Origin of the sequence: Pseudomonas sp. OVF7 (assembly GCF_030644265.1) — a bacterium.
Classification (GTDB): domain Bacteria; phylum Pseudomonadota; class Gammaproteobacteria; order Pseudomonadales; family Pseudomonadaceae; genus Aquipseudomonas; species Aquipseudomonas gorinensis.
Genome location: NZ_CP128996.1, coordinates 840,809 through 864,868, shown reverse-complemented (window position 1 = coordinate 864,868; position 24,060 = coordinate 840,809). Strand labels below are relative to the sequence as shown.

General features: G+C 60.5%; 23 protein-coding genes. 12 read left to right on the top strand and 11 right to left on the bottom strand.

Annotated elements, in window-relative coordinates; translation table 11 throughout:
- Positions 1 to 44 precede the first annotated feature (44 nt).
- Positions 45 to 227, bottom strand: a complete 183-nt coding sequence (locus QU606_RS03915; protein WP_024073099.1) for a hypothetical protein — start codon at positions 225 to 227, stop codon at positions 45 to 47.
- A gap of 334 nt (positions 228 to 561) precedes the next feature.
- Here QU606_RS03915 and azu point away from each other — a divergent pair, with 334 nt between their 5' ends.
- Positions 562 to 1,008, top strand: coding sequence for an azurin (azu, locus tag QU606_RS03910; protein WP_069075154.1), 447 nt, complete (start codon positions 562 to 564; stop codon positions 1,006 to 1,008).
- A 124-nt stretch (positions 1,009 to 1,132) separates the two neighbouring features.
- On the opposite strand, the gene nadE is transcribed toward azu, so the two are convergent.
- The 3 genes from nadE to QU606_RS03895 all read right to left on the bottom strand — a co-directional run bounded on the left by nadE (position 1,133) and on the right by QU606_RS03895 (position 4,275).
- Positions 1,133 to 1,960 carry an ammonia-dependent NAD(+) synthetase gene (gene nadE / locus QU606_RS03905; protein WP_024073103.1) on the bottom strand — a complete coding sequence of 276 codons (828 nt, stop codon included), beginning with the start codon at positions 1,958 to 1,960 and terminating at the stop codon, positions 1,133 to 1,135.
- Positions 1,961 to 1,963: 3 nt separating this feature from the next.
- Positions 1,964 to 3,178 (bottom strand): nicotinate phosphoribosyltransferase, encoded by a 1,215-nt coding sequence (gene pncB / locus QU606_RS03900; protein WP_024073104.1) that lies wholly within the window; start codon positions 3,176 to 3,178, stop codon positions 1,964 to 1,966.
- A gap of 206 nt (positions 3,179 to 3,384) precedes the next feature.
- On the bottom strand, positions 3,385 to 4,275 hold the full coding sequence (locus QU606_RS03895; RefSeq protein ID WP_024073105.1) for a LysR family transcriptional regulator: 891 nt from the start codon (positions 4,273 to 4,275) through the stop codon (positions 3,385 to 3,387).
- A gap of 154 nt (positions 4,276 to 4,429) precedes the next feature.
- Between QU606_RS03895 and QU606_RS03890 the strand changes: the two genes are divergently transcribed.
- From QU606_RS03890 to QU606_RS03845, 9 genes are all read left to right on the top strand, one after another.
- The gene (locus QU606_RS03890; protein ID WP_024073106.1) at positions 4,430 to 5,920 is read left to right on the top strand and encodes an aldehyde dehydrogenase family protein; all 1,491 of its coding nucleotides are present in this window, start codon (positions 4,430 to 4,432) and stop codon (positions 5,918 to 5,920) included.
- Positions 5,921 to 6,077: 157 nt separating this feature from the next.
- Positions 6,078 to 7,361 (top strand): FAD-binding oxidoreductase, encoded by a 1,284-nt coding sequence (locus tag QU606_RS03880; protein WP_024073107.1) that lies wholly within the window; start codon positions 6,078 to 6,080, stop codon positions 7,359 to 7,361.
- Between the two features lie 372 nt (positions 7,362 to 7,733).
- Positions 7,734 to 8,870: a branched-chain amino acid ABC transporter substrate-binding protein gene (locus tag QU606_RS03875; protein WP_024073108.1), complete on the top strand. Its 1,137-nt coding sequence runs from the start codon at positions 7,734 to 7,736 to the stop codon at positions 8,868 to 8,870.
- A gap of 201 nt (positions 8,871 to 9,071) precedes the next feature.
- Positions 9,072 to 9,986: a branched-chain amino acid ABC transporter permease gene (locus QU606_RS03870; RefSeq protein ID WP_024073109.1), complete on the top strand. Its 915-nt coding sequence runs from the start codon at positions 9,072 to 9,074 to the stop codon at positions 9,984 to 9,986.
- 2 nt (positions 9,987 to 9,988) lie between these two features.
- Positions 9,989 to 11,266, top strand: coding sequence for a high-affinity branched-chain amino acid ABC transporter permease LivM (livM, locus tag QU606_RS03865; protein ID WP_024073110.1), 1,278 nt, complete (start codon positions 9,989 to 9,991; stop codon positions 11,264 to 11,266).
- Positions 11,263 to 12,138: an ABC transporter ATP-binding protein gene (locus QU606_RS03860; RefSeq protein WP_024073111.1), complete on the top strand. Its 876-nt coding sequence runs from the start codon at positions 11,263 to 11,265 to the stop codon at positions 12,136 to 12,138. The genes livM and QU606_RS03860 overlap by 4 nt, the downstream gene beginning before the upstream one ends.
- Complete coding sequence (locus tag QU606_RS03855; RefSeq protein WP_024073112.1) at positions 12,135 to 12,851, top strand: ABC transporter ATP-binding protein; 717 nt, start codon at positions 12,135 to 12,137, stop codon at positions 12,849 to 12,851. The genes QU606_RS03860 and QU606_RS03855 overlap by 4 nt, the downstream gene beginning before the upstream one ends.
- Positions 12,852 to 13,670: 819 nt before the next feature.
- Entirely contained in the window at positions 13,671 to 14,438 is a 768-nt protein-coding gene (locus QU606_RS03850) for an SDR family oxidoreductase (protein ID WP_024073113.1), read from the top strand.
- Between the two features lie 217 nt (positions 14,439 to 14,655).
- Entirely contained in the window at positions 14,656 to 15,561 is a 906-nt protein-coding gene (locus tag QU606_RS03845) for a cation diffusion facilitator family transporter (protein ID WP_304998130.1), read from the top strand.
- A gap of 58 nt (positions 15,562 to 15,619) precedes the next feature.
- On the opposite strand, the gene QU606_RS03840 is transcribed toward QU606_RS03845, so the two are convergent.
- The 5 genes from QU606_RS03840 to ureE form a co-directional block, all read right to left on the bottom strand.
- Positions 15,620 to 16,741 (bottom strand): AGE family epimerase/isomerase, encoded by a 1,122-nt coding sequence (locus QU606_RS03840; RefSeq protein ID WP_304998129.1) that lies wholly within the window; start codon positions 16,739 to 16,741, stop codon positions 15,620 to 15,622.
- Positions 16,742 to 16,912: 171 nt separating this feature from the next.
- Complete coding sequence (locus QU606_RS03835) at positions 16,913 to 17,485, bottom strand: HupE/UreJ family protein (RefSeq protein ID WP_304998128.1); 573 nt, start codon at positions 17,483 to 17,485, stop codon at positions 16,913 to 16,915.
- 21 nt (positions 17,486 to 17,506) lie between these two features.
- A complete protein-coding gene (ureG, locus tag QU606_RS03830) occupies positions 17,507 to 18,121 on the bottom strand; it encodes an urease accessory protein UreG (RefSeq protein ID WP_012721947.1) in 615 nt (204 codons plus the stop codon).
- A 39-nt stretch (positions 18,122 to 18,160) separates the two neighbouring features.
- Entirely contained in the window at positions 18,161 to 18,835 is a 675-nt protein-coding gene (locus QU606_RS03825) for an urease accessory protein UreF (RefSeq protein ID WP_304998126.1), read from the bottom strand.
- A complete protein-coding gene (gene ureE, locus QU606_RS03820; RefSeq protein ID WP_024073118.1) occupies positions 18,832 to 19,332 on the bottom strand; it encodes an urease accessory protein UreE in 501 nt (166 codons plus the stop codon). The genes QU606_RS03825 and ureE overlap by 4 nt, the downstream gene beginning before the upstream one ends.
- A 336-nt stretch (positions 19,333 to 19,668) precedes the next feature.
- Here ureE and QU606_RS03815 point away from each other — a divergent pair, with 336 nt between their 5' ends.
- Positions 19,669 to 20,190 carry a C40 family peptidase gene (locus QU606_RS03815; RefSeq protein WP_024073119.1) on the top strand — a complete coding sequence of 174 codons (522 nt, stop codon included), beginning with the start codon at positions 19,669 to 19,671 and terminating at the stop codon, positions 20,188 to 20,190.
- A gap of 5 nt (positions 20,191 to 20,195) precedes the next feature.
- Here QU606_RS03815 and QU606_RS03810 read toward each other — a convergent pair whose 3' ends face one another.
- On the bottom strand, positions 20,196 to 20,828 hold the full coding sequence (locus QU606_RS03810) for a TetR family transcriptional regulator (RefSeq protein WP_024073120.1): 633 nt from the start codon (positions 20,826 to 20,828) through the stop codon (positions 20,196 to 20,198).
- 162 nt (positions 20,829 to 20,990) lie between these two features.
- Positions 20,991 to 21,434, bottom strand: coding sequence for a hypothetical protein (locus tag QU606_RS03805; protein WP_069075157.1), 444 nt, complete (start codon positions 21,432 to 21,434; stop codon positions 20,991 to 20,993).
- 358 nt (positions 21,435 to 21,792) lie between these two features.
- Here QU606_RS03805 and QU606_RS03800 point away from each other — a divergent pair, with 358 nt between their 5' ends.
- Complete coding sequence (locus tag QU606_RS03800) at positions 21,793 to 23,862, top strand: AsmA family protein (protein WP_102625706.1); 2,070 nt, start codon at positions 21,793 to 21,795, stop codon at positions 23,860 to 23,862.
- The last annotated feature ends 198 nt before the right edge of the window (positions 23,863 to 24,060 follow it).

Below are 24,060 nucleotides of genomic sequence, written 5' to 3'. Positions count from 1 at the left end.
GGGGCAAGCCCGCTCGCCACAACAAGCCCGCACAGCAACGGAAATTATTCAGCCGGGTCTTTCGGCGTTTCAGTCTCGTCTGCTGCCACTTCGCTTTCCGCGTCCGGATTCAGTGCGCCCGCTTCTTCATCGACAGCGGCTTTCTTACGTTGCAGCTTTTCCTCTTTCTTCTGTTCCTTGGCCAAGTCTCTCTGACGTTTGGCGAAGGAGTAATTAGGTTTGGCCATGGGCGATCCTCTAAGGTCGAAGGTGAGGGTGGGCGGCGCGCAGCTGCCTTGGGTCGCTATGGTAGCAGCTTAGCGGCGCGCTTGGCCCTCACTTACCGCAGGCGTACGCGGCCAACAGGCCATTGAACAGTTGATTGAGATGCATGGCTGGCGCTCCATAAGGGGGATGGGGCGATCATAGGGCGCGTGTGACACTTTGGCTGGTTGATTGTGTCGATAGGTCTGATAGCCTAAAGTTGTATACAATTTGTTGATTCAGGTCATAAGCCTTTATGCCTGGTTCAGGCACCCTTGTCGCACTACGCGTTTTTTAAACCCTGCCTTGGAGATCCACATGTTTGCCAAACTCGTTGCTGTTTCCCTGCTGACTCTGGCCAGTGGCCAGTTGCTTGCTGCAGAGTGCAAGGTCACCGTCGACTCCACCGATCAGATGTCCTACGACACCAAGGAAATCACGATCGACAAGAGCTGCAAGACGTTCACCGTAGAGTTGACTCACTCCGGCAGCTTGCCGAAAAACGTCATGGGCCATAACTGGGTGCTGACCAGCGCCGCCGACATGCAGCCGGTCGCGACCGATGGCATGGCCGCCGGCCTCGACAAAAACTACCTGAAAGAAGGCGACGAACGCATCATCGCCCACACCAAAGTCATTGGTGCTGGCGAGAAAGATTCGGTGAGCTTCGATGTGTCCAAGCTGAAAGCGGGCACTGACTATGCGTTCTTCTGCTCGTTCCCAGGCCACATCTCGATGATGAAAGGCACTGTGGTCGTCAAGTAAGACCGCGTTATCGTTCATCGGGGGCAAGCCCCTCCCACATTTGAATGTGTTCACAAATCAAGTGTGGGAGGGGGCTTGCCCCCGATGGCTGCCTGACCCTCAATACAACGCTCTCTGGCTCACCTCACGGCGCAAACGGCATCACCCGCTTGTGCTCAGTCTTGCGGTACGTATCGCAGATAATCCTGAACGCCTCTTCCCGCACCGGCTCCCCGTGCAGGAACGCATCGATCTCGGCGTAAGTCACGCCATGTGACGCTTCGTCTGGCTTGCCTGGCGACAGGTCTTCCAGGTCCGCCGTCGGCACCTTCTCCACCAACGACTCCGGCGCCCCAAAGTGCCGTGCGATCGCGCGTACCTGGTTTTTCACCAGCCCGCTCAACGGTGCCAGGTCGCAGGCGCCATCGCCGAACTTGGTGAAAAAGCCCATCACCGCTTCCGCCGCATGGTCGGTGCCGATCACCAGGCCACCGGCCGCGCCGGCGATGGTGTACTGCGCCACCATGCGCATGCGCGCCTTGGTGTTGCCGAGCACGAAATCGCGGGACACCGCCGCCTTGCCTTCAAACGCCGCCACTTCATTGGCCAGGGATTTCACCGCCGGGCCGATGTTCACGGTGTGGCGTTCGTCCGGTTCGATAAAGTCCACCGCCGCCTGGGCGTCGATTTCATCGAACTGGGTTTCGTAGGGCAGGCGCACGGCGATAAAACGGTAGGCCTCGTCACCCGTGCTGGAACGCAGTTCCTGCATCGCACGCTGGGCCAACAGGCCAGCGGTCAGGGAGTCGACGCCACCGCTGATGCCCAGCACCAATGTCTTGAGCCCGGCATTGCGCAGGCAGTCCTGGATAAAGGCCACGCGTCGGGCGACCTCGGCCTCAAGGGCGGCCTGGTCTTTGAACGGCGCTTGGACCTTGAGCTGCTGTGCAATCTCACGCTGTACGGCTTGCATGATTCACTCCTTGCTGGAAAGGGCAGGTACTTTGAAAACGTGACGCAAATAGGCGACGAAATTCGGGTCGGTGCAGTGGGTCTTGCCCGCTTCATCGGAGATCTTCGCGACGGGCTGGCCATTGCACGCGGTCATTTTAAGCACGATGCTCATCGGTTCCACACCTGGAATATCGCAGGTCAGGTTGGTGCCGATACCGAAGCTGACATTAATGCGCCCCCGCAGCGCACGGAATATCTCCAAGGCCTTGGGCAGCGACAGGCTGTCGGAAAACACCAGGGTCTTGCTCATCGGCTCGATGCCCAGCTTGTGGTAGTGGGCGATGGCTTTCTCTGCCCATTGCACCGGGTCGCCGGAGTCGTGGCGCAGGCCGTCGAACAGCTTGGCGAAGTACAAGTCGAAATCGCTGAGAAAAGCGTCAGTGGTGATGCAGTCGGTCAGCGCGATACCGAGCAGGCCACGGTATTCGCGGACCCAGCAGTCGAGGGCGGCAATCTGGCTGTCGATCAGGCGCGGGCCGAGTTGCTGGTGGGCCATGATCCATTCGTGGGCCATGGTGCCCAGTGGCTTCATATCGAACTCGCGCGCCAGGTGCACGTTGCTGGTGCCGACAAAACGGCCGGGGAAGTCATGCTTGAGCACGCTGACCACTTCTTCCTGCACGCGGTACGAGAAGCGTCGGCGCGTGCCGAAGTCGGCCACTTGCAGCTCGGACAGTTCGTCGCTGCTGGCGTTGGCGGTCAACCAGTCGAACTTGCGGTACAGCTGCTCGCGGGCCTGTTCGAGGATCACGGTCTGGTAACGGTAGCGGTTGCGCACTTCGCTGACGATGGCCAGCATCGGCACTTCAAACAGGATCACATGCAGCCACGGCCCGCGCAGGCGGATAAACAGCTCGCCGTTCTCGATACCGGTCTGCACATAACGCAGGTTGAAACGAAACAGCCCGAGGAAGCGCAGAAAATCCGGCTTCATAAAGCTGATGCGTTCCAGGAAACCCAGTTGGTCCGGGCTCAGGCTCAGCTCGGCGAGGCGCTCGATCTGGTAGCGGATCTCCGCCAGGTACGGGCGCAGGTCTTCGCTGTTACGGCAACGAAACTCCCATTCAACTTCCACATTGGGGTAGTTGTGCAGCACCGCCTGCATCATGGTCAGCTTGTAGAAGTCGGTGTCGAGCAAGTTCTGCACGATGCGATCGGCAAACACACTCTCGCTCATAACGGGAATCTCCAGACAGGTCGGCGATGGGCGACGACCTTTACGCACAATTAAGGAAGGGGGCTAGTGGCGCATAGACCTGTGGGGTTTTGCCAGTGATTTTTTCGGCCAGGCCACTGGCCTCATCGGGGGCAAGCCCCCTCCCACATCAGGAACGCACTCCAAGTGTGGGAGGGGGCTTGCCCCCGATAGCGCGATTTCAGGCACTAAATAACCTGCTCCATCATCCACTTTACAAACTCGCGCACCTTGGGCACTTCTGCCGAATGCTCGGGGTAGGCCAGGTAATACGCATCCTGGCTTGGCATCGCGTGCTGCCAAGGGATCACCAGCTTGCCCTCGGCCAGTTCCTCCTCCACCAGGAACCGCGGCAGCAGCGCCACGCCGCACCCCACCTGCGCCGCACGAATGCACATATAAAAGGTATCGAAGCGCGGCCCATGGTAGCTGTGCTCGGTGTGGAAGCCCTGGTCGGCAAACCAGTCATGCCAGCCTTGGGGTCGCGAGGCGTTTTGCAGCAGCACCAGGTTGCTCAGTTGCGTGGGGTCGGTGAACGGCTGCGCGGGCAGGCTCTCCGGGGCGCATACCGGGATCAGTTCTTCGCTGAACAGCTTCAGGCTCTCGGTGCCGGGGCGCGCGCCCTGGCCGAAGTAGAACGCCATGTCGGCCTTGCCTTGCAGCAGTTCATCCGGCGCCTGTTCGTTGCACAGGTCCAGGTGAATCTGTGGGTGACGCAGGCGCCAGCCCTTGAGGCGCGGTACCAGCCAGCGCGCGCCAAACGTGTAGGGCGTGGACACGCGTAACACTTCGGTCTCGCCGCCATAGGAGCGCAGGTAATGGGTGGACATCTCCACCTGGGTGAGGATCTTGCGCACTTCCACCAGATACAGGTCGCCCGCCGGGGTCATCTGCAGGCGACGGCGCACCCGGCGAAACAACAGGTGTTGCAGTAATTCTTCCAGCTGCGCGACCTGTTTGCTCACCGCGCTTTGCGTGAGGTTCAACTCCTCGGCGGCGCGGGTGAAGCTCAGGTGGCGGGTGGCGGCTTCGAAGCACTGCAGGGCAGTGATCGAGGGCAAATGTCTTTTGTTCAGCACGGCACGCCTCTTTTTATTCTTTGCATGAATAAACGGAATGATATCTCGCCTAATCGTCGTTTGTTGGCAAGTCTTGGGCCAGCTACAAATAAGTTCCGGATCGCCGTGTGGGCCGCGGCGCAATTTTTTTGTTGGTAGATTGAAGGAGTGACCCATGGTTGCCGCATTGCTTGATCGTCTCGGGGTAAACCCGGCGCTGTACCAGTCGGGTAAACAGCCCGTGCATTCGCCGATTGATGGCAGCCGTATCGGCAGCGTGCACTGGGAAGGTGCCGCCGAGGTGGAGCAACAGGTCAGTCGCGCCGAGCATGCATTCGAGGCCTGGCGCAAAGTGCCAGCCCCACGCCGTGGTGAGCTGGTACGCCAATTCGGCGACGTGTTGCGTGAATACAAGGCCGACCTGGGCGAGCTGGTGTCCTGGGAAGCCGGCAAGATCACCCAGGAAGGCTTGGGTGAAGTGCAGGAAATGATCGATATCTGCGACTTCGCCGTTGGCCTGTCGCGCCAGCTGTACGGTTTGACCATCGCCTCTGAGCGCCCCGGCCACCATATGCGTGAAACCTGGCACCCGTTGGGCGTGGTCGGCGTGATCAGTGCTTTCAACTTCCCGGTGGCCGTATGGGCGTGGAACACCACCCTGGCCCTGGTGTGCGGCAACGCCGTCATCTGGAAGCCTTCGGAAAAGACCCCGCTCACTGCCCTGGCCTGCCAGGCGCTGTTCGAGCGCGTGCTGAAGAACTTCAAGGACGCCCCGCAGTACCTGAGCCAAGTGATCATCGGTGGTCGTGACGCCGGTGCCGCGCTGGTGGATGACCCGCGTGTCGCCCTGATCAGCGCCACCGGCAGCACGCGCATGGGCCGCGAAGTCGCGCCGAAAGTCGCCGCGCGTTTCGCACGCAGCATCCTTGAACTGGGCGGTAACAACGCAATGATCCTCGGCCCGAGCGCCGACCTGGACATGGCCGTGCGCGCGATCCTGTTCAGCGCCGTCGGCACCGCCGGCCAGCGTTGCACCACCCTGCGCCGCCTGATTGCCCACGAGTCGGTCAAGGAAGAAATTGTCACCCGCCTCAAGGCGGCCTATTCCAAGGTGCGCATCGGCCACCCGCTGGAAGGCAACCTGATTGGCCCGCTGATCGACAAGCACGGCTTCGACAATATGCAGGACGCCTTGGAGCAAGCCCTGAGTGAAGGCGGCAAGGTGTTTGGCGGTAAGCGTCAGTTGGAAGACAAGTTCCCGAATGCCTACTACGTGTCGCCAGCGATCGTGGAAATGCCTGAGCAGAGCGACGTGGTGTGCACCGAGACCTTCGCACCGATTCTCTACGTGGTCGGCTACACCGACTTTGCCGAAGCCCTGCGCCTGAACAACGCGGTGCCGCAAGGCTTGTCGTCGTGCATCTTCACCACCGATGTGCGCGAAGCCGAGCAGTTCATGTCGGCAGTGGGCAGTGACTGCGGTATTGCCAACGTCAACATCGGCCCGAGCGGCGCCGAAATCGGCGGCGCGTTTGGCGGTGAGAAAGAGACCGGCGGCGGTCGTGAGTCGGGTTCGGATGCATGGCGCGGTTACATGCGTCGCCAGACCAACACCGTGAACTACTCGCTGGAGTTGCCATTGGCCCAGGGCATTACCTTCGACTGATTTCTGTAGGAGCGAGCTTGCTCGCGAAGATCGTCAACGATCAGGCGGGCAACCTGAATGAGCGCGATGTCCTTGCGTTTTTCGCGAGCAAGCTCGCTCCTACAGTGATGGTGTTGAACAAGAAAAATTGTTTGTTAGGTCTCATCGGAGTCTGGCAATGGCACTGCGCGAAACATGTTTGTGGGAACACCTCACCCCCGGCCGGCCGGATCGCGCCGCGCTCAAGGGCGAGGTCAAGGTGGATGTGTGCGTGATCGGTGCCGGGATCACCGGTTTGTCCGCGGCCATTCACTTGTTGGAACAGGGTAAAAGCGTCGCCGTGCTGGAAGCCCATCGCACCGGTCATGGCGGTTCGGGGCGCAACGTCGGGTTGGTCAATGCCGGCCTGTGGATTCCCCCGGACGAGATCGAAGCCGGTTTCGGCGAGGCGGTGGGCAGCCAGCTCAACCGCATGCTGGGTGCGGCACCGTCCCTGGTGTTCAGCCTGGTCGACAAATACAACATCGATTGCCAATTACGCCGCGAAGGCACCTTGCACATGGCGCACAACGCCCGTGGCGAAGCGGATCTGCGCAGTCGTGAAGAACAATGGAAGCGCCGTGGCGCGCCGGTCGAGCTGCTCACCGGCCAGGCCTGCGAGCAGGCCACCGGCACCCAAAAAATCGCCGCAGCCTTGCTCGACCGGCGCGCGGGCACCTTGAACCCGATGGCTTACACCAGTGGTTTGGCGAATGCGGCGGTCGGGCTGGGCGGGCAATTGTTCGACCATTCCCCGGTGACCCAGCTGGAACGCCAGGGTTCGCACTGGTCGGTGCAGACGGCCAACGGTGCGGTGCAGGCTGCACAAGTCGTGATCGCCTCCAATGCCTACACCGAAGGCGAATGGACCGAGTTACGGCGCAATTTCTTCCCCGGTTACTACTATCAGGTGGCTTCCGCCCCATTGACCGACGCCGCGGCCCAGCAAATCCTCCCCGGTGGCCAAGGTTCGTGGGACACACGCCAGGTCTTGAGCAGCATCCGCCGCGATGCCGATGGCCGCCTGTTGCTCGGCAGCCTGGGCAATGGCAGCCAGAAACCGACGTGGTTCCTCAAGGCGTGGGCCGATCGGGTGCAGCAGCATTACTTCCCGTACCTCAAATCGGTGCAATGGGAATACACCTGGACCGGTTGCATCGCGTTCACGCCCGATCACCTGATGCGCCTGTTCGAACCTGCCCCCGGCCTGGTCGCGGTAACGGGCTACAACGGGCGTGGCGTGACCACCGGCAGCGTGGTGGGTAAGGCATTCGCCGACTATTTGTGTCACCAGAATCCCCAGGCCCTGCCGATTCCGTTTACGCCAATGCAACCACTGGCCGCGGTGGGCCTGCGCAGCTGCCTTTATGAGGCCGGATTCTCGCTGTATCACGCAGGGCAATGCTTGAGGATCGTGATCTGATCAGCGATACCGCTCAGAAGCCTGCGTTTTCTGAGTAGGCTACTAATCTGTATTGGTGCAAGTCGTAGCAGTCGCGCACTGTAAATGTGCAGTTCCGTTACGCAGTCGGTTACAGCTGTAGGAACTGTCGTTTATCGCTTTGGTTGCAGGTGCGACCCGCCAGGGTTGTACTTTTTTGGCTGTCGGGTTGCACCTCTTGATACTAGAGGGTTGCACGTCCTGGCGAGCGGAGTCGAAACATCTGAAATAACAATGACACCGTGTCTTTTTGAAGAATAAAAACGTAATGGCACGAGGCTTGCTCAGGGCTTTCAGTGAAAGGTTTGAACGCAAGTTGTCGTGCCAAAAATCAAAAATATCGGAGCACCACTCATGTCCCAGACGTTTTACAAGAAAGGTTTTCTGGCCCTCGCCGTTGCAGCGGCACTGGGTGTTTCTACGTTTGTTCAAGCTGATGTGAAGATCGGCGTAGCGGGGCCCATGACCGGCGCCAACGCGTCGTTCGGTGAGCAGTACATGAAAGGTGCCCAGGCGGCAGCCGAGGTGATCAACAAGGCCGGCGGTATCAACGGCGAGAAGGTCGTGCTGGTTGCCGGTGACGATGCGTGTGAGCCGAAGCAGGCTGTGGCCGTGGCCAACCGCCTGGCGGACCAGGACAAAGTGATTGGCGTGGTCGGGCACTTCTGCTCGTCGAACACCATCCCGGCCTCCGAGGTTTACGACGAAGCGGGCATCATCGCGATCACCCCTGGCTCTACCAACCCACAAGTGACCGAACGCGGCCTGGGCGCCATGTTCCGTATGTGCGGCCGTGACGACCAGCAAGGCATCGTCGCCGGCGATTACATCGTCGACGTGCTCAAGGGCAAGAAAGTCGCGGTCATCAACGACAAGGACACCTACGGCAAAGGCCTGGCCGACGCCACCTCCGCCCAGTTGACCAAGCGCGGCGTCAAGCCGGTGCTGGAAGAGGGCCTGACCCGTGGCGAGAAAGACTTCAGCGCCCTGGTCACCAAAATCCGCTCCCTGGGCGCCGACGTCGTGTACTTCGGTGGCCTGCACCCGGAAGCCGGTCCGCTGGTCCGCCAGATTCGTGAAGCGGGCCTCAAAGACGTCAAGTTCATGTCCGATGACGGCGTGGTGACCGATGAACTGGTGGCCACCGCTGGCGGCGCGCAATACGTCGATGGCGTGTACATGACCTTTGGTGCCGACCCGCGCCTGCTGCCAGACAGCAAGGCCGTCGTGGAAGAGTTCCGCAAGGCCGGTTATGAGCCAGAAGGCTACACCCTGTACGCCTACGCCTCGCTGCAGGCCCTGGCCGCCGGTTTCAACGGCGCCAAGTCCAACAAGGGCGAAGACGCCGCCAAATGGCTGAAAGCGCACCCGGTCAAAACCGTGATGGGCGAGAAGACCTGGGACGCGAAGGGCGACTTGAAAGTCTCCGACTACGTGGTTTACCAGTGGGATAAAGACGGCAAATACCACCAGCTGGAAAAGCAGAAGTAAGGCATAGCTCCGACGTCCGAATGTGGGAGGGGGCTTGCCCCCGATGACGGTGTGTCAGCCCCCCGATGTACAGCTGACGCTCCGCAATCGGGGGCAAGCCCCCTCCCACAGGGGGACCGTGTTCTGATCGAGATCTGTCTTTTCCTCCAGAAGCGCCGCACACCTACTGGTGTGCAGGTGCTCACCGCGTGAGATTGCGTTATGGATGGTATTTTCCTGCAGCAACTGGTCAACGGCCTGACCCTCGGGTCGGTCTATGGCCTGATCGCCATCGGCTACACAATGGTCTATGGCATCATTGGCATGATCAACTTCGCCCATGGCGAGGTTTATATGATTTCCGCTTACCTCGCGGCGATCAGTCTGGCACTGCTGGCTTACTTCGGCATCGAATCCTTCCCACTGCTCATTCTCGGCACCCTGATCTTCACCGTGGTCGTCACTGGCGTTTACGGTTGGGTCATTGAACGTGTCGCCTACAAACCGCTGCGCAACTCCACCCGACTGGCACCGCTGATCAGCGCCATCGGGATCTCCCTGATCCTGCAGAACTACGCGCAGATCGCCCAGGGTGCGAAACAACAAGGCATTCCAACCCTGCTGGCCGGCGCCTGGCGCGTCGACATCGGCAGTGGGTTCGTCCAGCTCACGTACACCAAGATCTTCATCCTCGTGGCGGCGTTTGCCGGCATGGCGTTGCTCACCTACATCATCAAGTACACCAAGCTCGGCCGCATGTGCCGCGCCACCCAGCAAGACCGCAAGATGGCCTCGATCCTGGGGATCAACACCGACCGCGTGATCTCCTACGTGTTTATCATCGGTGCCGCCATGGCGGCCCTGGCCGGCGTGCTGATCACCCTCAACTACGGCACGTTCGACTTCTACGCCGGCTTCATCATCGGCATCAAGGCGTTTACCGCAGCTGTACTCGGCGGCATCGGTTCCCTGCCTGGGGCCATGCTCGGCGGGATCATCCTGGGTATTTCCGAGTCGTTGTTCTCGGGGTTGATCAACTCTGACTACAAAGACGTGTTCAGTTTCTCCCTGTTGGTGGTGATTCTGATTTTCCGTCCTCAGGGCCTGCTTGGTCGCCCACTCGTGGCGAAGGTGTAAACATGTCTGCTGCCAAACCTATCGATATCAAGAAAAGTGTGGTCGATACGATCCTTGCCGGGCTTATTTCGCTGATCGTATTCGGTCCGATCGTCGGCGTGGTCCTCGACGGCTACAGCTTCAACCTGGAACCTGCGCGCGTGGCCACCTTGGTCGCCATCGTGATGGCCGGCCGCTTTGCCCTCAGCCTGTTCCTGCAAACCCCCAAGGGCCTGAAGATTCTGCAAGGCTTCGAAAGCAGTGGCTCCGGCGTGCACGTACTGCCACCGGACTACAAGTCGCGGCTGCGCTGGATCATCCCGGTGTTGATCGTGATCGCCATCGTGTTCCCGATCTTCGCCAACAAATACCTGCTGACCGTGGTGATCCTCGGGTTGATCTACGTGTTGCTGGGCCTGGGCCTGAACATCGTGGTCGGCCTGGCCGGCTTGCTCGACCTGGGTTACGTGGCGTTCTACGCCATCGGTGCCTACGGCCTGGCGCTGGGCTACCAGTACCTCGGCCTGGGCTTCTGGACGGTGCTGCCCCTGGCAGCCATCTGTGCGGCGCTGGCGGGGTGCATACTCGGATTCCCGGTGTTGCGAATGCACGGTGACTACCTGGCCATCGTGACCCTGGGCTTTGGTGAAATCATTCGGTTGGTGCTGAACAACTGGCTGTCATTTACCGGCGGCCCGAACGGTATGCCGGTGCCTTCGCCAACCTTCCTCGGCCTGGAGTTCGGGCGCAAGGCGAAGGATGGCGGGATTCCGTTCCATGAGTTCTTCGGCATCGATTACAACCCCAACATCAAGTTCATGTTCATCTACATCGTGCTGTTCCTGGTGGTGCTGGCTGTGCTGTACATCAAGCACCGCCTGACCCGCATGCCTGTAGGCCGTGCCTGGGAGGCCTTGCGCGAAGATGAGATCGCCTGCCGTTCCATGGGCCTGAACCATGTATTGGTCAAGCTCTCGGCGTTCACCATTGGCGCTTCCACTGCCGGCCTGGCCGGGGTGTTCTTTGCCAGCTACCAGGGCTTCGTCAACCCGTCGTCGTTCACCTTCTTCGAGTCGGCGCTGATCCTGGCCATCGTCGTACTGGGCGGCATGGGCTCGACGGTTGGCGTGGTGATTGCGGCATTTGTATTGACCGTCGCCCCGGAACTGCTGCGCAGCTTCTCCGAATACCGCGTGCTGCTGTTTGGCGTGTTGATGGTGGTGATGATGATCTGGCGACCGCGTGGGCTGATCCGCATCAGCCGTACCGGCGTGACCCCACGTAAAGGAGTGGCGCCATGAGCAAGGAAATCGTCCTCAGCGTGGAACACCTGATGATGCACTTCGGTGGCATCAAGGCCTTGAGCGATGTGAGCCTCAAGGTCGAACGCAACTCGATCTTCGCCCTGATCGGCCCCAACGGCGCGGGCAAGACCACCGTGTTCAACTGCCTCACCGGCTTCTACAAAGCCAGCGGTGGCAAGATCGAGCTCAACGTACGCGGCAAGCAGACCAACGTGATCCAGTTGCTCGGCGAGCGCTTCAAGGCCGTCGACTTCGTCTCGCCGAAAAGCTTCTTCAGCCGGGTGTTCTACAAGATGTTCGGCGGTACTCACCTGGTCAACCGTGCCGGCCTGGCCCGCACGTTCCAGAACATCCGCCTGTTCAAGGAAATGTCGGTGCTGGAAAACCTGCTGGTGGCCCAGCACATGTGGGTCAACCGCAACATGCTGGCGGGCATCCTCAACACCAAGGGCTACCGCAAGGCCGAAAGCGATGCACTCGACCACGCGTTCTACTGGCTCGAAGTAGTCGACCTGGTGGACTGCGCCAACCGCCTCGCCGGCGAACTTTCCTATGGCCAGCAACGCCGTCTGGAAATCGCCCGCGCCATGTGCACGCGACCGCAGATCATCTGCCTCGACGAGCCCGCGGCGGGCCTCAACCCCCAGGAAACCGAAGCCCTCAGCGCGATGATTCGCCTGCTGCGCGACGAACACGACCTCACGGTGGTGCTGATCGAACACGACATGGGCATGGTGATGAGTATTTCCGACCACATCGTGGTGCTCGACCACGGCAACGTGATCGCCGAAGGCGGGCCGGAAGCGATCCGCAACGACCCGAAAGTGATTGCCGCCTACCTGGGTGCTGACGAAGAGGAGCTGGTATGAGTGCGCCTATCCTCGAAATGAAGGACTTGGATGTGTTCTACGGCCCGATCCAGGCTCTGAAGAAAGTCTCGCTGCACATCAACGAAGGCGAGACCGTCAGCCTGATCGGCTCCAACGGCGCGGGTAAATCCACGCTGCTGATGTCGATCTTCGGCCAGCCACGGGCGGAGTCGGGGCAGATTCTCTACAACGGTGTCGACATTACCCACAAGTCGTCCCACTACATCGCCTCCAACGGTATTGCGCAGTCGCCGGAAGGGCGGCGGGTGTTCCCCGACATGACCGTCGAGGAAAACCTGCTGATGGGTACCATCCCTATCGGTGACAAGTTCGCCCAGGAAGACATGCAGCGCATGTTCGAGCTGTTCCCGCGGCTCAAGGAGCGGCGTAACCAGAGGGCCATGACCATGTCCGGTGGCGAGCAGCAAATGCTCGCCATTGCCCGCGCGCTGATGAGCCGTCCCAAGTTGCTGTTGCTGGATGAACCGAGCCTGGGCCTGGCGCCGATTGTGGTGAAGCAGATCTTTTCCACCCTGCGCGAACTGGCCTCCACCGGGATGACCATCTTCCTGGTGGAGCAGAACGCCAACCACGCACTGCGTTTGTCGGACCGGGCGTACGTGATGGTGAACGGCGAGATTCGCCTCACAGGCACCGGCAAGGAGCTGCTGGTGAACGAGGAAGTGCGCAACGCCTACCTCGGCGGCCACTGATCCAAATAACAATGCAGTCCCCCTGTGGGAGGGGCGGTGCGACGATTCGACTTGCCCCCGATGGCGGTGTATCAGTCGGCACATCTGATACTGACCCACCGCTATCGGGGGAAAGTCGAATCGTCGCACCGCCCCTCCCACATTTGGTTTTATGGTACCCACAAGGGCGATCCCAAATTGTGGAAAACAAATCCAGCCTCCCTCCAAAGCGCGACATATAGCCGCCGCAAATCCCTGTTTTGTCACAGTTTTGACTTGTCCCCATCCACTGTGGAACCGGCTGTGGGTAACGTGGGAGTAGCTGGCTGAACGCCTTTAAAACCGTGGCTTCCAGCTGTGTGGTTGTTTTTTGATCAGTGGCTTTTTCGCGCCCGATCGAGGGGTTTGTCAACCTGTTTAAAGACACAGGTATATGACTGAAATATGTCCCGCCAGCCTGTGGATAAGTCTGTGATTAAACTCTGGAAAGACCGCCGCAGAGGCCGGAATGACTGGCCTGGAGCCATCGTTCGATTTTCCCCGCTGCTTATGGGGCTACATACGCCTGCGCTCAGGTCAAGCAAAAAACTTTCTAAAATCGCCTGAAAGCCTTGTACACAGCGGCCTGAAGCGTTTTGCACTTGCCCCCAAAGACTGTGGGCGCAGCTGTGGATAACCTGCGTGCATGTGGCTGCAAGCCACGGTTCATAAGGCTTTGCTCGTGATGGTTAAAAAATGACCAGGCGTGAGTGAGGTGATGTGCATAGCGGTTGCCGCAACCGCGGCGTAAAGGCATTCTGCTGGCTGATTTTTTTCCCCGATGCCCGCAAGGAGAACACCATGTCCAACACGCTGTTTATTACTGGCGCCACCTCAGGTTTCGGCGAAGCCTGCGCCCGTCGGTTTGCCGAAGCCGGCTGGAAACTGGTGCTCACCGGTCGTCGTGCCGAGCGTTTGAACGCGCTGGTCGAAGAGCTTTCCAAGCAGACCGAAGTGCATGGCCTGGTGGTGGACGTCCGTGACCGCAAGGGCATGGAGGATGCCATCGCCAACCTGCCACCATCGTTCGCCACGCTGCGCGGCTTGATCAACAACGCCGGGCTGGCCGTGGGCACTGACCCTGCACCCAAGTGCAACCTCGACGACTGGGAAACCATGGTCGACACCAATATCAAGGGCCTGCTGACCACCACCAGCCTGCTGCTGCCGCGCCTGATCGCCCATGGTCGTGGTGCCGGGATCATCAACCTGGGCTCCATTGCCGGCAGCTACCCGTATCCAGGCAGCCACGTGTATGGCGGCTCCAAGGCGTTCGTGAAGCAGTTCTCGCTGAACCTGCGTTGCGACCTGCAAGGCACAGGCGTGCGCGTGACCAATATCGAGCCGGGCTTGTGCGAGAGTGAGTTCTCCCTGGTGCGCTTCGGTGGTGACCAGGCGCGCTACGACGCCACCTACGCCGGCGCCGAGCCCATCCAGCCGCAGGACATTGCCGACACCATCTTTTGGGTGCTGAACACCCCTGCGCACGTCAACATCAACCGGTTGGAACTGATGCCGGTGAGCCAGACCTGGGCTGGGTTTGCGATTGAGCGTGGGGCTAAGGCCTAAGCCGCTTACGCCATACACTGTAGGAGCGAGCTTGCTCGCGAAAAACGTCAACGATGACGCGTGCATTCTGACTGCACGTGGCGCCCTCGGGTTTTTCGCGAGCAAGCTCGCTCCTACAATAAATGGCGGCAAATCGGTCAAAACAGGCCATAAGGTACACTCCACTCCTGAAAACCCCACCGCATCCAGCGGTTCAAAGGTTTTGACGGGAGGAATTGTGAGTAACCGAGGTGAGCAGTCGCTGCTCAAACAATCGACGATCCTGATGTTCGCTGTCGCGATCGCCGGGATTGTCACGGGTGTGGTTTCTGGCGCCCAATCCATTTTATTCGACGGCTTTTTCTCGCTGATCGCCACCGCCATCAAGGTGTTGATGCTGATCACGGCCAAGCTGATCGCCAAGAAAAGCAATGAGCGTTTCCAGTTCGGCTACTGGCACTTGGAGCCGATGGTATTGCTGATCGAAGGCAGCTTCCTGCTGCTGATCGCCATCTATGCGTTGCTTAACGGTGTGTTCGGCATTATCAATGGCGGGCGCGAGATCGAGTTGGGCCTGGTGATTATCTATGCCGCGGTATTTACCGTCGTCGAGTTCGCCTATTTCTTCTATGTGCGCTACCGCAACCGCAGGCTCAAGTCATCGCTGATCCAGTTCGACAACATCAGTTGGTTGGTGGACGCGATGCTTTCGGTGGGCTTGCTGGTCAGCTTTCTCGCCGCGCTGTTGCTTAAGTCCCAGGGCTATGGCGAGTGGGCGGTGTATGTCGACCCGTTGATCCTGATCCTGCTGGCCCTGAGCATGCTGGCGCCGGCCTTCAAGATCTTGCGCCCGGCCTTGCGCGAGGTGTTGGGGATTGCCCCGGACCACTTGGACGACAAGGTGCGTGAAGTGATGGACGCCGCCCAGGCCAGGCATGGTTTCGAAGACTACGTGTCCTACGTGCAAAAGCACGGACGGGCGCGGTTTATCGAGATTCATGTGGTGTTGCCGGCGGACTACCCGGTGGATAGCGTCGCGACCCTCGACGGGCTGCGCGAAGAGATATCCACAGGGCTGGGCACGCCGGATGCGGCGCGCTGGTTGACGATCAGCTTTACCGGGGATCGCAAGTGGATTGCTTGATGGTCAGTTAGACCGAGTCGTCTGCATCGGGGGCAAGCCCCCGATGAGGCCCTGAAGGTCACCCGAGATGCTGGATCAAACCCTGATAACAGGTCGCCAAATGATAAGGCGTGGTCGACGGCATATCCCGCCGGCTCACGTCGCCCTTGGCATCCAGGCATTCATGCCAGCCTTTTTCATGCAGGAAATGCTGTTGCAGCGCGAGTAATTGGCGCTGCAGCACGGCCTCACTGCCAGGCCGCAAGGTCAGTGCCCGCAGGTATTCCGCCTGGGCCCAGATACGCTGGGTGCCGTCGCGCACCGTACCGTCGAGTGCCAGCATGCCGCTGACCGCCCCGGTCTCGCTATCCACACCCTTGTGCTCTGCGTAGGCAAACGCCCGCGTCAGTGACCCATGCAGTGGAGTGCCGTGCAGCACGGGCGACGATTCCAGCAAAAAGAACCACTCGAACTGGTGCCCCGGCTCAAACCAGTTATCCACAGCGCCCAGCGGTTTTTCCATCATCACGCCATGCTGACGTTCGATAAAGCGCTGCTGCATGGCCGTCGCCAGGCTCAGCAGGGCCGCTTGCACGCCGGTATCCTCACGCACCGCCAGGGTGGCGAGGAAGCCTTCGGCCAGGTGCATCAGCGGGTTTTGCAGCGGGCCGGACTTGAGTGATGACCAGTTGCGCTCCAACACCGCCTCGTACAGGCCATCGCCGTTGGCGAAGCGCTCGGCCACCACTTCCAGGGCGGCATTCAATACCGACTCCACCAGCGGCTCACGCACCTTGGCCCAGTAGTGGGCGCAGGCAAAGATGATGAAGGCGTGGGTGTAGAGGTCCTTGCGTTTGTCCAGTGGCTGGCCGGCAGGGTCGATGCTGTAGAACCAGCCGCCATGTTCGGCATCGTGGAAATGCCGTTGCAGGGAGCGAAACAGCGCCGCTGCGCGTTCTTCGGCAAAGGCGGCACCGGGTACGCCGATCAGGCTGGCGAACAGGTACAACTGCCGTGCGCAAGCCATGGCGCGGTAGCGTTGCGGGGGCAAGGGCCGGTGATCGGCGTCCAGCGCCTCATAGGGTAACGTCAGCTCGGCATTCCAGCCCGGGCCCTGCCAGAGCGGCACGATCACGTCATGGAAGTGCGAGAGCACGGCATTCAAGGAAGACTGGGGGGTGGAGCTTGGAACGGTGGGCATCGGCTGGCGTCGTCACGGCAGGGGTGTAGGCGCGCATGGTAGCAGGCTTGGGATCAGTGGTGTCTGCGCCACCGCTATCGGGAGCAAGCTCCCTCCCACATTTGGATTTGTGAACACAGTCAAATGTGGGAGGGGGCTTGCCCCCGATGAGGCCCTTACAAACGGCGCAAATCAGCCCGCCAGCAACCACACCCCAGTCGCCGCCGAAGCCGCCCCGGCAACCCGCACCAACGGCGCCGCCGCAGCCGGCAGCCAGCGCACCAGCGCATACCCGGCGGCGTGCAGTGCAGCGGTCGCGCCGACAAACCCTGCGGCATACGCCCAAGGGTTCGACATGTCTGGCAGCTCAAGGCCATGGGCAACCCCGTGGAACAAGGCAAACACCGCCGTCGCCGCCACCGCCACGAACAACGGCGGACGCACTGCCAGCGCCACCGCCAGGCCCAGTGCCAGCACCGACGCGGCAATCCCGCTTTCCAGTGCCGGCAACCCCAGGCCCTCAAAACCCAGCACGCCGCCTATCAGCATGGTGCCCACAAACGTGCAAGGCAGGGCCCAACGCGCCGCGCCTTTTTGCTGCGCGGCCCACAGGCCTACCGCCACCATGGCCAGCAGGTGGTCGATACCGCCCAATGGATGGCTGATACCGGCCACCAGGCCGTTGTCGCCATGGCCCGGGTGAGCGAAGGCCAGGGCAGGGGTGAGCAGCAGGGCGGCGGCGCCGAAGAGTTTTTTCAGGCTCATGGACAGGTTCCTTAGGGTTGATCAGGCCGCGGTCAACAGACCTTGGCGTTCGATAAAGGCGACGATTTCTTCCAGGCCGACACCGGTTTTCTGATTGCTGAACACGAAGGGTTTGCCGTTGCGCATGCGCTGGGTGTCGCTGTTCATCAGTTCCAGCGAGGCGCCGACCAGCGGTGCCAGGTCGATCTTGTTGATCACCAGCAGGTCGGATTTGCAAATACCGGGCCCACCCTTGCGGGGCAGCTTGTCGCCGGCCGACACATCGATCACGTAGATGGTCAGGTCCGACAGCTCCGGGCTGAAGGTGGCCGACAGGTTGTCGCCGCCGGACTCCACCAGGATCAGGTCCAGGCCAGGGAAGCGGCGGTTGAGCTGGTCCACCGCTTCCAGGTTGATCGAGGCGTCTTCGCGGATCGCCGTGTGCGGGCAGCCACCGGTTTCCACGCCGATGATGCGCTCGGGCGCCAGGGCCTGGTTGCGCACCAGGAAGTCGGCGTCTTCGCGGGTATAGATGTCATTGGTGACCACCGCCAGGTTGTAGCGATCACGCAGCGCCAGGCACAGGGCCAGGGTCAGGGCGGTCTTGCCGGAGCCCACCGGACCGCCGATGCCGACGCGCAGAGGTTGTGTGTTCATGTGCTTCTCCAAAATAAAAGGCCTCCGACGTAAAAGGACCTATGAACGGAACAGGCGGCTGTACTGGCGCTCATGGGCCATGCATGCCAAGGACAGGCCGAAGGCGGCACTGCCAAAATGGTTGGGGTCGATGCGACCGGCGTCCTGTTGGGCCTGTTGCAGCAGCGGCAGCAGTTCGCTGGTCAGGCGCTGGGCGGCTTGCTGGCCGAGGGGCAGGGTTTTCATCAACACCGCCAATTGGTTTTCCAGCCAGCTCCACAGCCAGGCAGCCAGGGCATCGTCGGAGCTGATGCGCCAGGCGCGGGCGGCCAGGGCCCAACCGAGGGCCAGGTGGGGTTCGGTGTGTTGATCGAGTACTTCGCGAGCGTCAGCGTCGAGCTCGGGCAAGCCGTTGAGCAGTTGTTGCAGGGAGTAGCCCATCTGCCGGCTTTCCTGATACAGCTCGCGCGTCTCACGACTGGCGCGGTGTTCTGCGCACAACTGCGCCAACTGCGGCCAATCCTCGTCCGCGGCAGCACGGCAATGGGCAAGCAGCAGCGGGGCTTCGAAGCGTGCAAGGTTGAGCAGCAACTGGTCGCTGATCCAGCGTCGGGCACTGTCGGCATCACTCACGCGGCCATTTTCCACGGCCATTTCCAGCCCCTGTGAATAGCTGTAGCCGCCAATCGGCAGTTGCGGACTGGCCAGACGCAACAGCGCCCAGGCTGGGTTCATAACCGTACGCCGAACTGGTGCAGCTTGGGCGGGTAGTTGAAATCTTCGTCGCCATGGCGCGAATGATGATGGCCGCCGCCATAGGCGCCATGTTCCGGCTGGAAGGGCGCTTCGATGGTTTGCGTGGTGGCACCCAGTTGATCGAGCATCGCCTTGAGCACGTAGTCGTCCAACAAGCGCAACCAGCCATCGCCGACCTGCAGGGCGACATGGCGATTGCCCAGGTGATAGGCGGCACGGGTCAGTTCAAACGCGCTGCTACAGGTGACATGCAGCAGTTGTTCAGGACGCGCGCAGACGCGTACGACACGTCCGTCTTCAGCTTGTAGGAATTCGCCATCGTGCAGCGGCGGTTGGCCACGCTCCAGAAACAGGCCGACATCTTCGCCGTCGGCACTGAAACAGCGCAGGCGGCTTTTGCTGCGCGCTTCGAAATTCAGCAGCAATTCAGCGGCCCAGAGGGCCTGCGGGGCGATTCGGCGGTGGATCACCAGCATCAGGAAACTTCCAGCTATGAGCGATGCAAGAGCTAGAGCAAGGGCCTTGCCAATCATGCCGTGGAGTAGGAATTGCCTGTAGGTGCGTGGCAGTGCTGCCGAATAGGGCGTCAGAAAACTTCGCCAATGTTTCAAATTGGTGCGTCGCCATGTTTATGGCACCAAATATGTGCGCTTCTCCTTGGGGCGGACGGGGGCTGCAGGAAATCTCTTTCATCTTTTTTATCGCTGAATTTTTTCGGATTTGTCCTACGTGCTCACAGGAATAGGAGTTCATCGGATTACCTGATCGTTGATTAGGATTTGCGCCGTGCTCAATCCACGACGGGTTCCACCATGTTCAAATCAATTGTGTGTGTATTCATTTTCGGCCTTTTCCTGGTCACCACGTCTTCATCGGCCAATATCCAGAAGCGCGCTGTCGCCCCTCTCAAGGTCGACACTGCACTGCCAGCCCTGTCACGCAAACCGTCCATCGACGATGTGATCGATCGCGCTCATGAGTTACTCGGCACCCCCTATAAATGGGGTGGGAATTCAGTCGAGCAGGGCTTCGATTGCAGCAGCTTCCTGGTGTACCTGTTCAAGACCCAGGCCAATATCCACCTGCCGCGTACCACGGCGGCGATGCATGGTTCGAAGGCCGCCACGATCAAGCGCAACGCCTTGAAGCCTGGCGACGCGGTATTTTTCAAAGGTAACGGGCGCGGGCGGGTGAGCCATGTCGGCCTCTACATAGGCGAGGGCAAATTTATCCATTCGCCACGGGCGGGCAAAACCGTGCGTATCGACTCGCTGAGCAACCGTTACTGGGACCGTAATTTCACCACCGCCAAGCGTTTCCACGCCGCGGGCTGAGGGACTTACTCCGTGCTGCCCAGGCCCTGCCAATGCTTGAGGCCGATAAAGATAAAGCGCAGTTGCTGGGTGATTTTCGCCTGGGGCGTGAGGTGGGCCGGGAGGGCCTGGGCGGGAGGGTCGATGATGTCGGGCAGGGTGGCGAACACGCTCTTGACGATCAGGTCGGCCATCACGTGCAAACCGTCGGCATCCAGGTGCTGGAGCTTGGGCATGTGGGTGAGGTCCGCCGCGAGGTCGCGGGTGATGTCTTCGCGCAGGGCACCGATGGCCTGGCGCACCGCCAGGCAGCCGCCATATTGTTCGCGGGCGAGGAACAAAAACTGCGAACGGTTGGCCGAGACCACATCGAGGAAGATCCGCACGGACGCATCGATGATGCCGCCCATCACGAATTCGTTATGGCGCACCAGGCGAATGGTGGCGCGGAAGGTCTGGCCGACTTCGCTGACCAGCACCAGGCCCAGCTGATCCATATCGGCAAAATGTCGATAGAACCCGGTCGGTACAATTCCGGCCGTCTTGGCCACTTCGCGCAGGCTCAGGCTGCCAAACCCACGGCCACACTCCATCAGATGGCGGGCTGCGTCCATCAAGGCGAGGCGGGTCTGTTGCTTCTGTTCGGCGCGGGGCAGCATGTGGGGGCGGGCTTTGTCGGCAAGTACAGCGACGCACTCTAGCAAAACAACTTCGTTGACGTCGAACTTGACGGCGAGGTGTGCAGGGGGAGATGTGACGCAGGCTACATAAAGTCAAAAGCCCGATCGGCTGATCGGGCTTTTTTCTGGGCCATCACAGGCTTAGCTCTGTGCTTGATGCAGTTCTTGCAGACGGTCAGCACCGCCTTCGGCAACGGTGTTGCGTTCTTGCAGACGGTCAGCGCCGCCTTCGGCAACGGTGTTGCGTTCCTGCAGACGGTCTGCACCACCTTCAACCAGGCCTTTCTCTTCCAGGCGATTACGGCCATTTTCAGCGACGCCTTGGGTGTAGGCACGGTCGTTGGCTTGTTCAGCGCCGCCCTCTACCAGGCCTTTCTCTTCCAGGCGATTACGGCCATTCTCAGCAACGGCGCCTTTGGCGTAGTCACGGTTTTCATCTTCTTGCGAACCGCTGCGAGCCAGGGTTTGGCTGGATTGAACGGCTTGGGCTTTATTCTGTGGGGTGGCCTGTTCCGCAGCTGGCAGGGCAAAGGCACTGGAAGCCAGGACAGACATCAGGACGGTAGCAAGGACTTGGCGTTTCATGATGGGTTGCTCCTTGGGAGGGCGATAAAGTGGGTACGGAGCTAATGCTACTCTCGATAAGTCGATATAAAAGTTCATAAACACAATGGTAATAATCAACAGAATTGATTGTTCTCGGCGGAGGCTCTAGAACGAGCCTCTCAAGCCCGCGGTTTTGCACCGGTGTGGGTATTTTCGACACGAACCTGGGTAACAATGGTGCGCCGTTGAAGATCAAATTTGCCTGGTCGGTCAGGAAAGCCGGTGTCCGCGGGTTAAATCGTGCATCGGGTTAAACCCCCGTGTGGTTTACCAGTCGTAGTTTTATAGGCTGCTCTATAGGGGTAGCTCAGCCAGTCGTATTCAGGAGTCCTGTGCAATGACGCGCACTCGTAAAATCGTCGCTTGGAGCTGCGCCAGCTTCGTTCTATTAATTGCCATCGTGGCTCTGGTCCTGGTGTTCTTTGACTGGAATCGCATCAAACCCCCGCTCAATGCCAAGGTCTCCGAAGAGCTGCATCGTCCGTTCGCCATCAATGGCAACCTCGCGGTGGTGTGGCAGCGTGAGCCAGACGAAGGCGGCTGGCGTGCCTGGGTGCCGTGGCCCCATGTGATTGCCGAAGACCTGACCCTGGGTAACCCTGACTGGTCGAAAAAACCGCAGATGGTCACGCTCAAGCGCGTTGAACTGCGTATCTCTCTCCTGGCCTTGCTGGCCCAGCGTGTGGTGATCCCGCGCATCGACCTCACTGAGCCGAGCGCCGAGTTGCAGCGCCTCGCCGATGGCCGTGCCAACTGGACCTTCACGTTCGACCCCAAGGACCCCGGCGCCGAACCTTCCAGCTGGGTGGTGGACATCGGCACTATCGGTTTCGACAAAGGCCATGTGACCCTTGACGATCAAACCCTCAAGACCCAACTCGATGTGATCATCGACCCGCTGGGCCAGCCCATTCCGTTTGCTGAAATCGTCGGTGACGCCGATGCCAGGAAGGCCCTGGAAAAAGGCGCGGCCCCCCAGGACTACGCGTTTGGCCTCAAGGTCAAAGGCCAGTACCACGGCCAGAAACTCGACGGCACCGGCAAGATCGGCGGCCTGCTTGCCTTGCAGGACGCGGCCAAGCCGTTCCCGCTACAGGCCCAGGTGGACATCGCCGACACCCGTATCGCCCTGGCCGGCACCCTGACCGACCCACTCAACCTGGGCGCCCTCGACCTGCGCCTGAAACTTGCCGGCAGCAGCCTGGGCAACCTGTACCCATTGACCGGCGTCACCTTGCCGGATTCACCGGCCTACTCCACAGACGGACATCTGATCGCCAAGCTGCACGAGGCCAATGGCGCGTCGTTCCGCTACGAAAACTTCAACGGCAAGATCGGCAACAGTGACATCCACGGCGACCTGGCCTATGTCGCCAGCCAGCCACGCCCCAAGCTCAGCGGCACGTTGGTCTCCAACCAACTGCTGATGACGGACCTCGCGCCCTTGATCGGCGCCGACTCCAACGCCAAGCAAAAGGCCCGTGGTGGGATGAGCAAGCAACCGGCGAACAAAGTGCTGCCGGTGGAAGAGTTCCGCACCGAGCGCTGGCGTGTGATGGATGCCGATGTCGAATTCACCGGCAAACGCATTGTGCACAGCGCCGACTTGCCGTTCACCGACCTCTATACCCACCTGGTCCTCAACGACGGCGAGCTGAGCATGGAACCCCTGCGCTTCGGGGTGGCCGGTGGCAAGCTGGATGCGCAGATCCGCTTGAACGGCCGCACGGTGCCCATGGAAGGCCGGGCCAAACTGACCGCGCGTAACTTCAAGCTCAAGCAACTGTTCCCGACTTTCGAACCGATGAAAACCAGCTTCGGCGAACTCAACGGTGATGCGGATATTTCCGGGCGCGGCAACTCCGTGGCGGCGCTGTTGGGCACTTCCAACGGCGACCTGAAAATGTTGATCAACGACGGCGCCATCAGCCGTGGCCTGATGGAAATAGCCGGGCTCAACGTCGGTAACTACGTGGTGGGCCGCCTGTTTGGCGACAAGGAAGTCAAGATCAACTGCGCGGCGGCGGACTTTGGCATCAAGACCGGCCTGGCGACGACCCGGTTGTTTGTGTTCGATACCGAGAACGCCATCATCTACGTCGATGGCACTGCGAACATGGCCACCGAGCAGTTGGACCTCACCATCACGCCGGAGTCCAAAGGGTTCCGCCTGTTCTCGTTGCGTTCCCCGCTGTACGTCAATGGCCCGTTCATCAAGCCGAATGCCGGCGTCAAAGCCATCCCCCTGGCCCTGCGTGGCGCGGGCATGGTCGCACTGGGCGTGATCGCCGGCCCGGCCGCCGGCTTGCTGGCGCTGGTGGCGCCGAGTGGCGATGCGCCGAACCAGTGTGCGCCGCTGCTGCAACAGATGCGGGAAGGCAAGGCGCCAAAGACGGTGAAAGGCTGACAGACCAAACCGCGAACAAAAATGGGGGAGGGGGGCCCCTGATGCCGTTCAGTTAAGCGTATATCGCCTTCTGTAGGAGCGAGGGGGACGCCTAGTTCTTGCTCGCGAAGAACGTCAACGATAACGCGTGTCTCCTGAATGAACGCGGCGCCTGAGAGTTCTTCGCGAGCAAGCTCGCTCCTACAAAAAAGCCATTAA

What these genes read in the sequence shown, in the direction of transcription:
- QU606_RS03915 (WP_024073099.1), bottom strand. Translation starts at nt 227, where the DNA reads ATGGCCAAACCTAATTACTCCTTCGCCAAACGTCAGAGAGACTTGGCC.
- azu (WP_069075154.1), top strand. Translation starts at nt 562, where the DNA reads ATGTTTGCCAAACTCGTTGCTGTTTCCCTGCTGACTCTGGCCAGTGGC.
- nadE (WP_024073103.1), bottom strand. Translation starts at nt 1,960, where the DNA reads ATGCAAGCCGTACAGCGTGAGATTGCACAGCAGCTCAAGGTCCAAGCG.
- pncB (WP_024073104.1), bottom strand. Translation starts at nt 3,178, where the DNA reads ATGAGCGAGAGTGTGTTTGCCGATCGCATCGTGCAGAACTTGCTCGAC.
- QU606_RS03890 (WP_024073106.1), top strand. Translation starts at nt 4,430, where the DNA reads ATGGTTGCCGCATTGCTTGATCGTCTCGGGGTAAACCCGGCGCTGTAC.
- QU606_RS03880 (WP_024073107.1), top strand. Translation starts at nt 6,078, where the DNA reads ATGGCACTGCGCGAAACATGTTTGTGGGAACACCTCACCCCCGGCCGG.
- QU606_RS03875 (WP_024073108.1), top strand. Translation starts at nt 7,734, where the DNA reads ATGTCCCAGACGTTTTACAAGAAAGGTTTTCTGGCCCTCGCCGTTGCA.
- QU606_RS03870 (WP_024073109.1), top strand. Translation starts at nt 9,072, where the DNA reads ATGGATGGTATTTTCCTGCAGCAACTGGTCAACGGCCTGACCCTCGGG.
- livM (WP_024073110.1), top strand. Translation starts at nt 9,989, where the DNA reads ATGTCTGCTGCCAAACCTATCGATATCAAGAAAAGTGTGGTCGATACG.
- QU606_RS03860 (WP_024073111.1), top strand. Translation starts at nt 11,263, where the DNA reads ATGAGCAAGGAAATCGTCCTCAGCGTGGAACACCTGATGATGCACTTC.
- QU606_RS03855 (WP_024073112.1), top strand. Translation starts at nt 12,135, where the DNA reads ATGAGTGCGCCTATCCTCGAAATGAAGGACTTGGATGTGTTCTACGGC.
- QU606_RS03850 (WP_024073113.1), top strand. Translation starts at nt 13,671, where the DNA reads ATGTCCAACACGCTGTTTATTACTGGCGCCACCTCAGGTTTCGGCGAA.
- QU606_RS03840 (WP_304998129.1), bottom strand. Translation starts at nt 16,741, where the DNA reads ATGCCCACCGTTCCAAGCTCCACCCCCCAGTCTTCCTTGAATGCCGTG.
- QU606_RS03835 (WP_304998128.1), bottom strand. Translation starts at nt 17,485, where the DNA reads ATGAGCCTGAAAAAACTCTTCGGCGCCGCCGCCCTGCTGCTCACCCCT.
- ureG (WP_012721947.1), bottom strand. Translation starts at nt 18,121, where the DNA reads ATGAACACACAACCTCTGCGCGTCGGCATCGGCGGTCCGGTGGGCTCC.
- QU606_RS03825 (WP_304998126.1), bottom strand. Translation starts at nt 18,835, where the DNA reads ATGAACCCAGCCTGGGCGCTGTTGCGTCTGGCCAGTCCGCAACTGCCG.
- ureE (WP_024073118.1), bottom strand. Translation starts at nt 19,332, where the DNA reads ATGCTGGTGATCCACCGCCGAATCGCCCCGCAGGCCCTCTGGGCCGCT.
- QU606_RS03815 (WP_024073119.1), top strand. Translation starts at nt 19,669, where the DNA reads ATGTTCAAATCAATTGTGTGTGTATTCATTTTCGGCCTTTTCCTGGTC.
- QU606_RS03810 (WP_024073120.1), bottom strand. Translation starts at nt 20,828, where the DNA reads ATGCTGCCCCGCGCCGAACAGAAGCAACAGACCCGCCTCGCCTTGATG.
- QU606_RS03805 (WP_069075157.1), bottom strand. Translation starts at nt 21,434, where the DNA reads ATGAAACGCCAAGTCCTTGCTACCGTCCTGATGTCTGTCCTGGCTTCC.
- QU606_RS03800 (WP_102625706.1), top strand. Translation starts at nt 21,793, where the DNA reads ATGACGCGCACTCGTAAAATCGTCGCTTGGAGCTGCGCCAGCTTCGTT.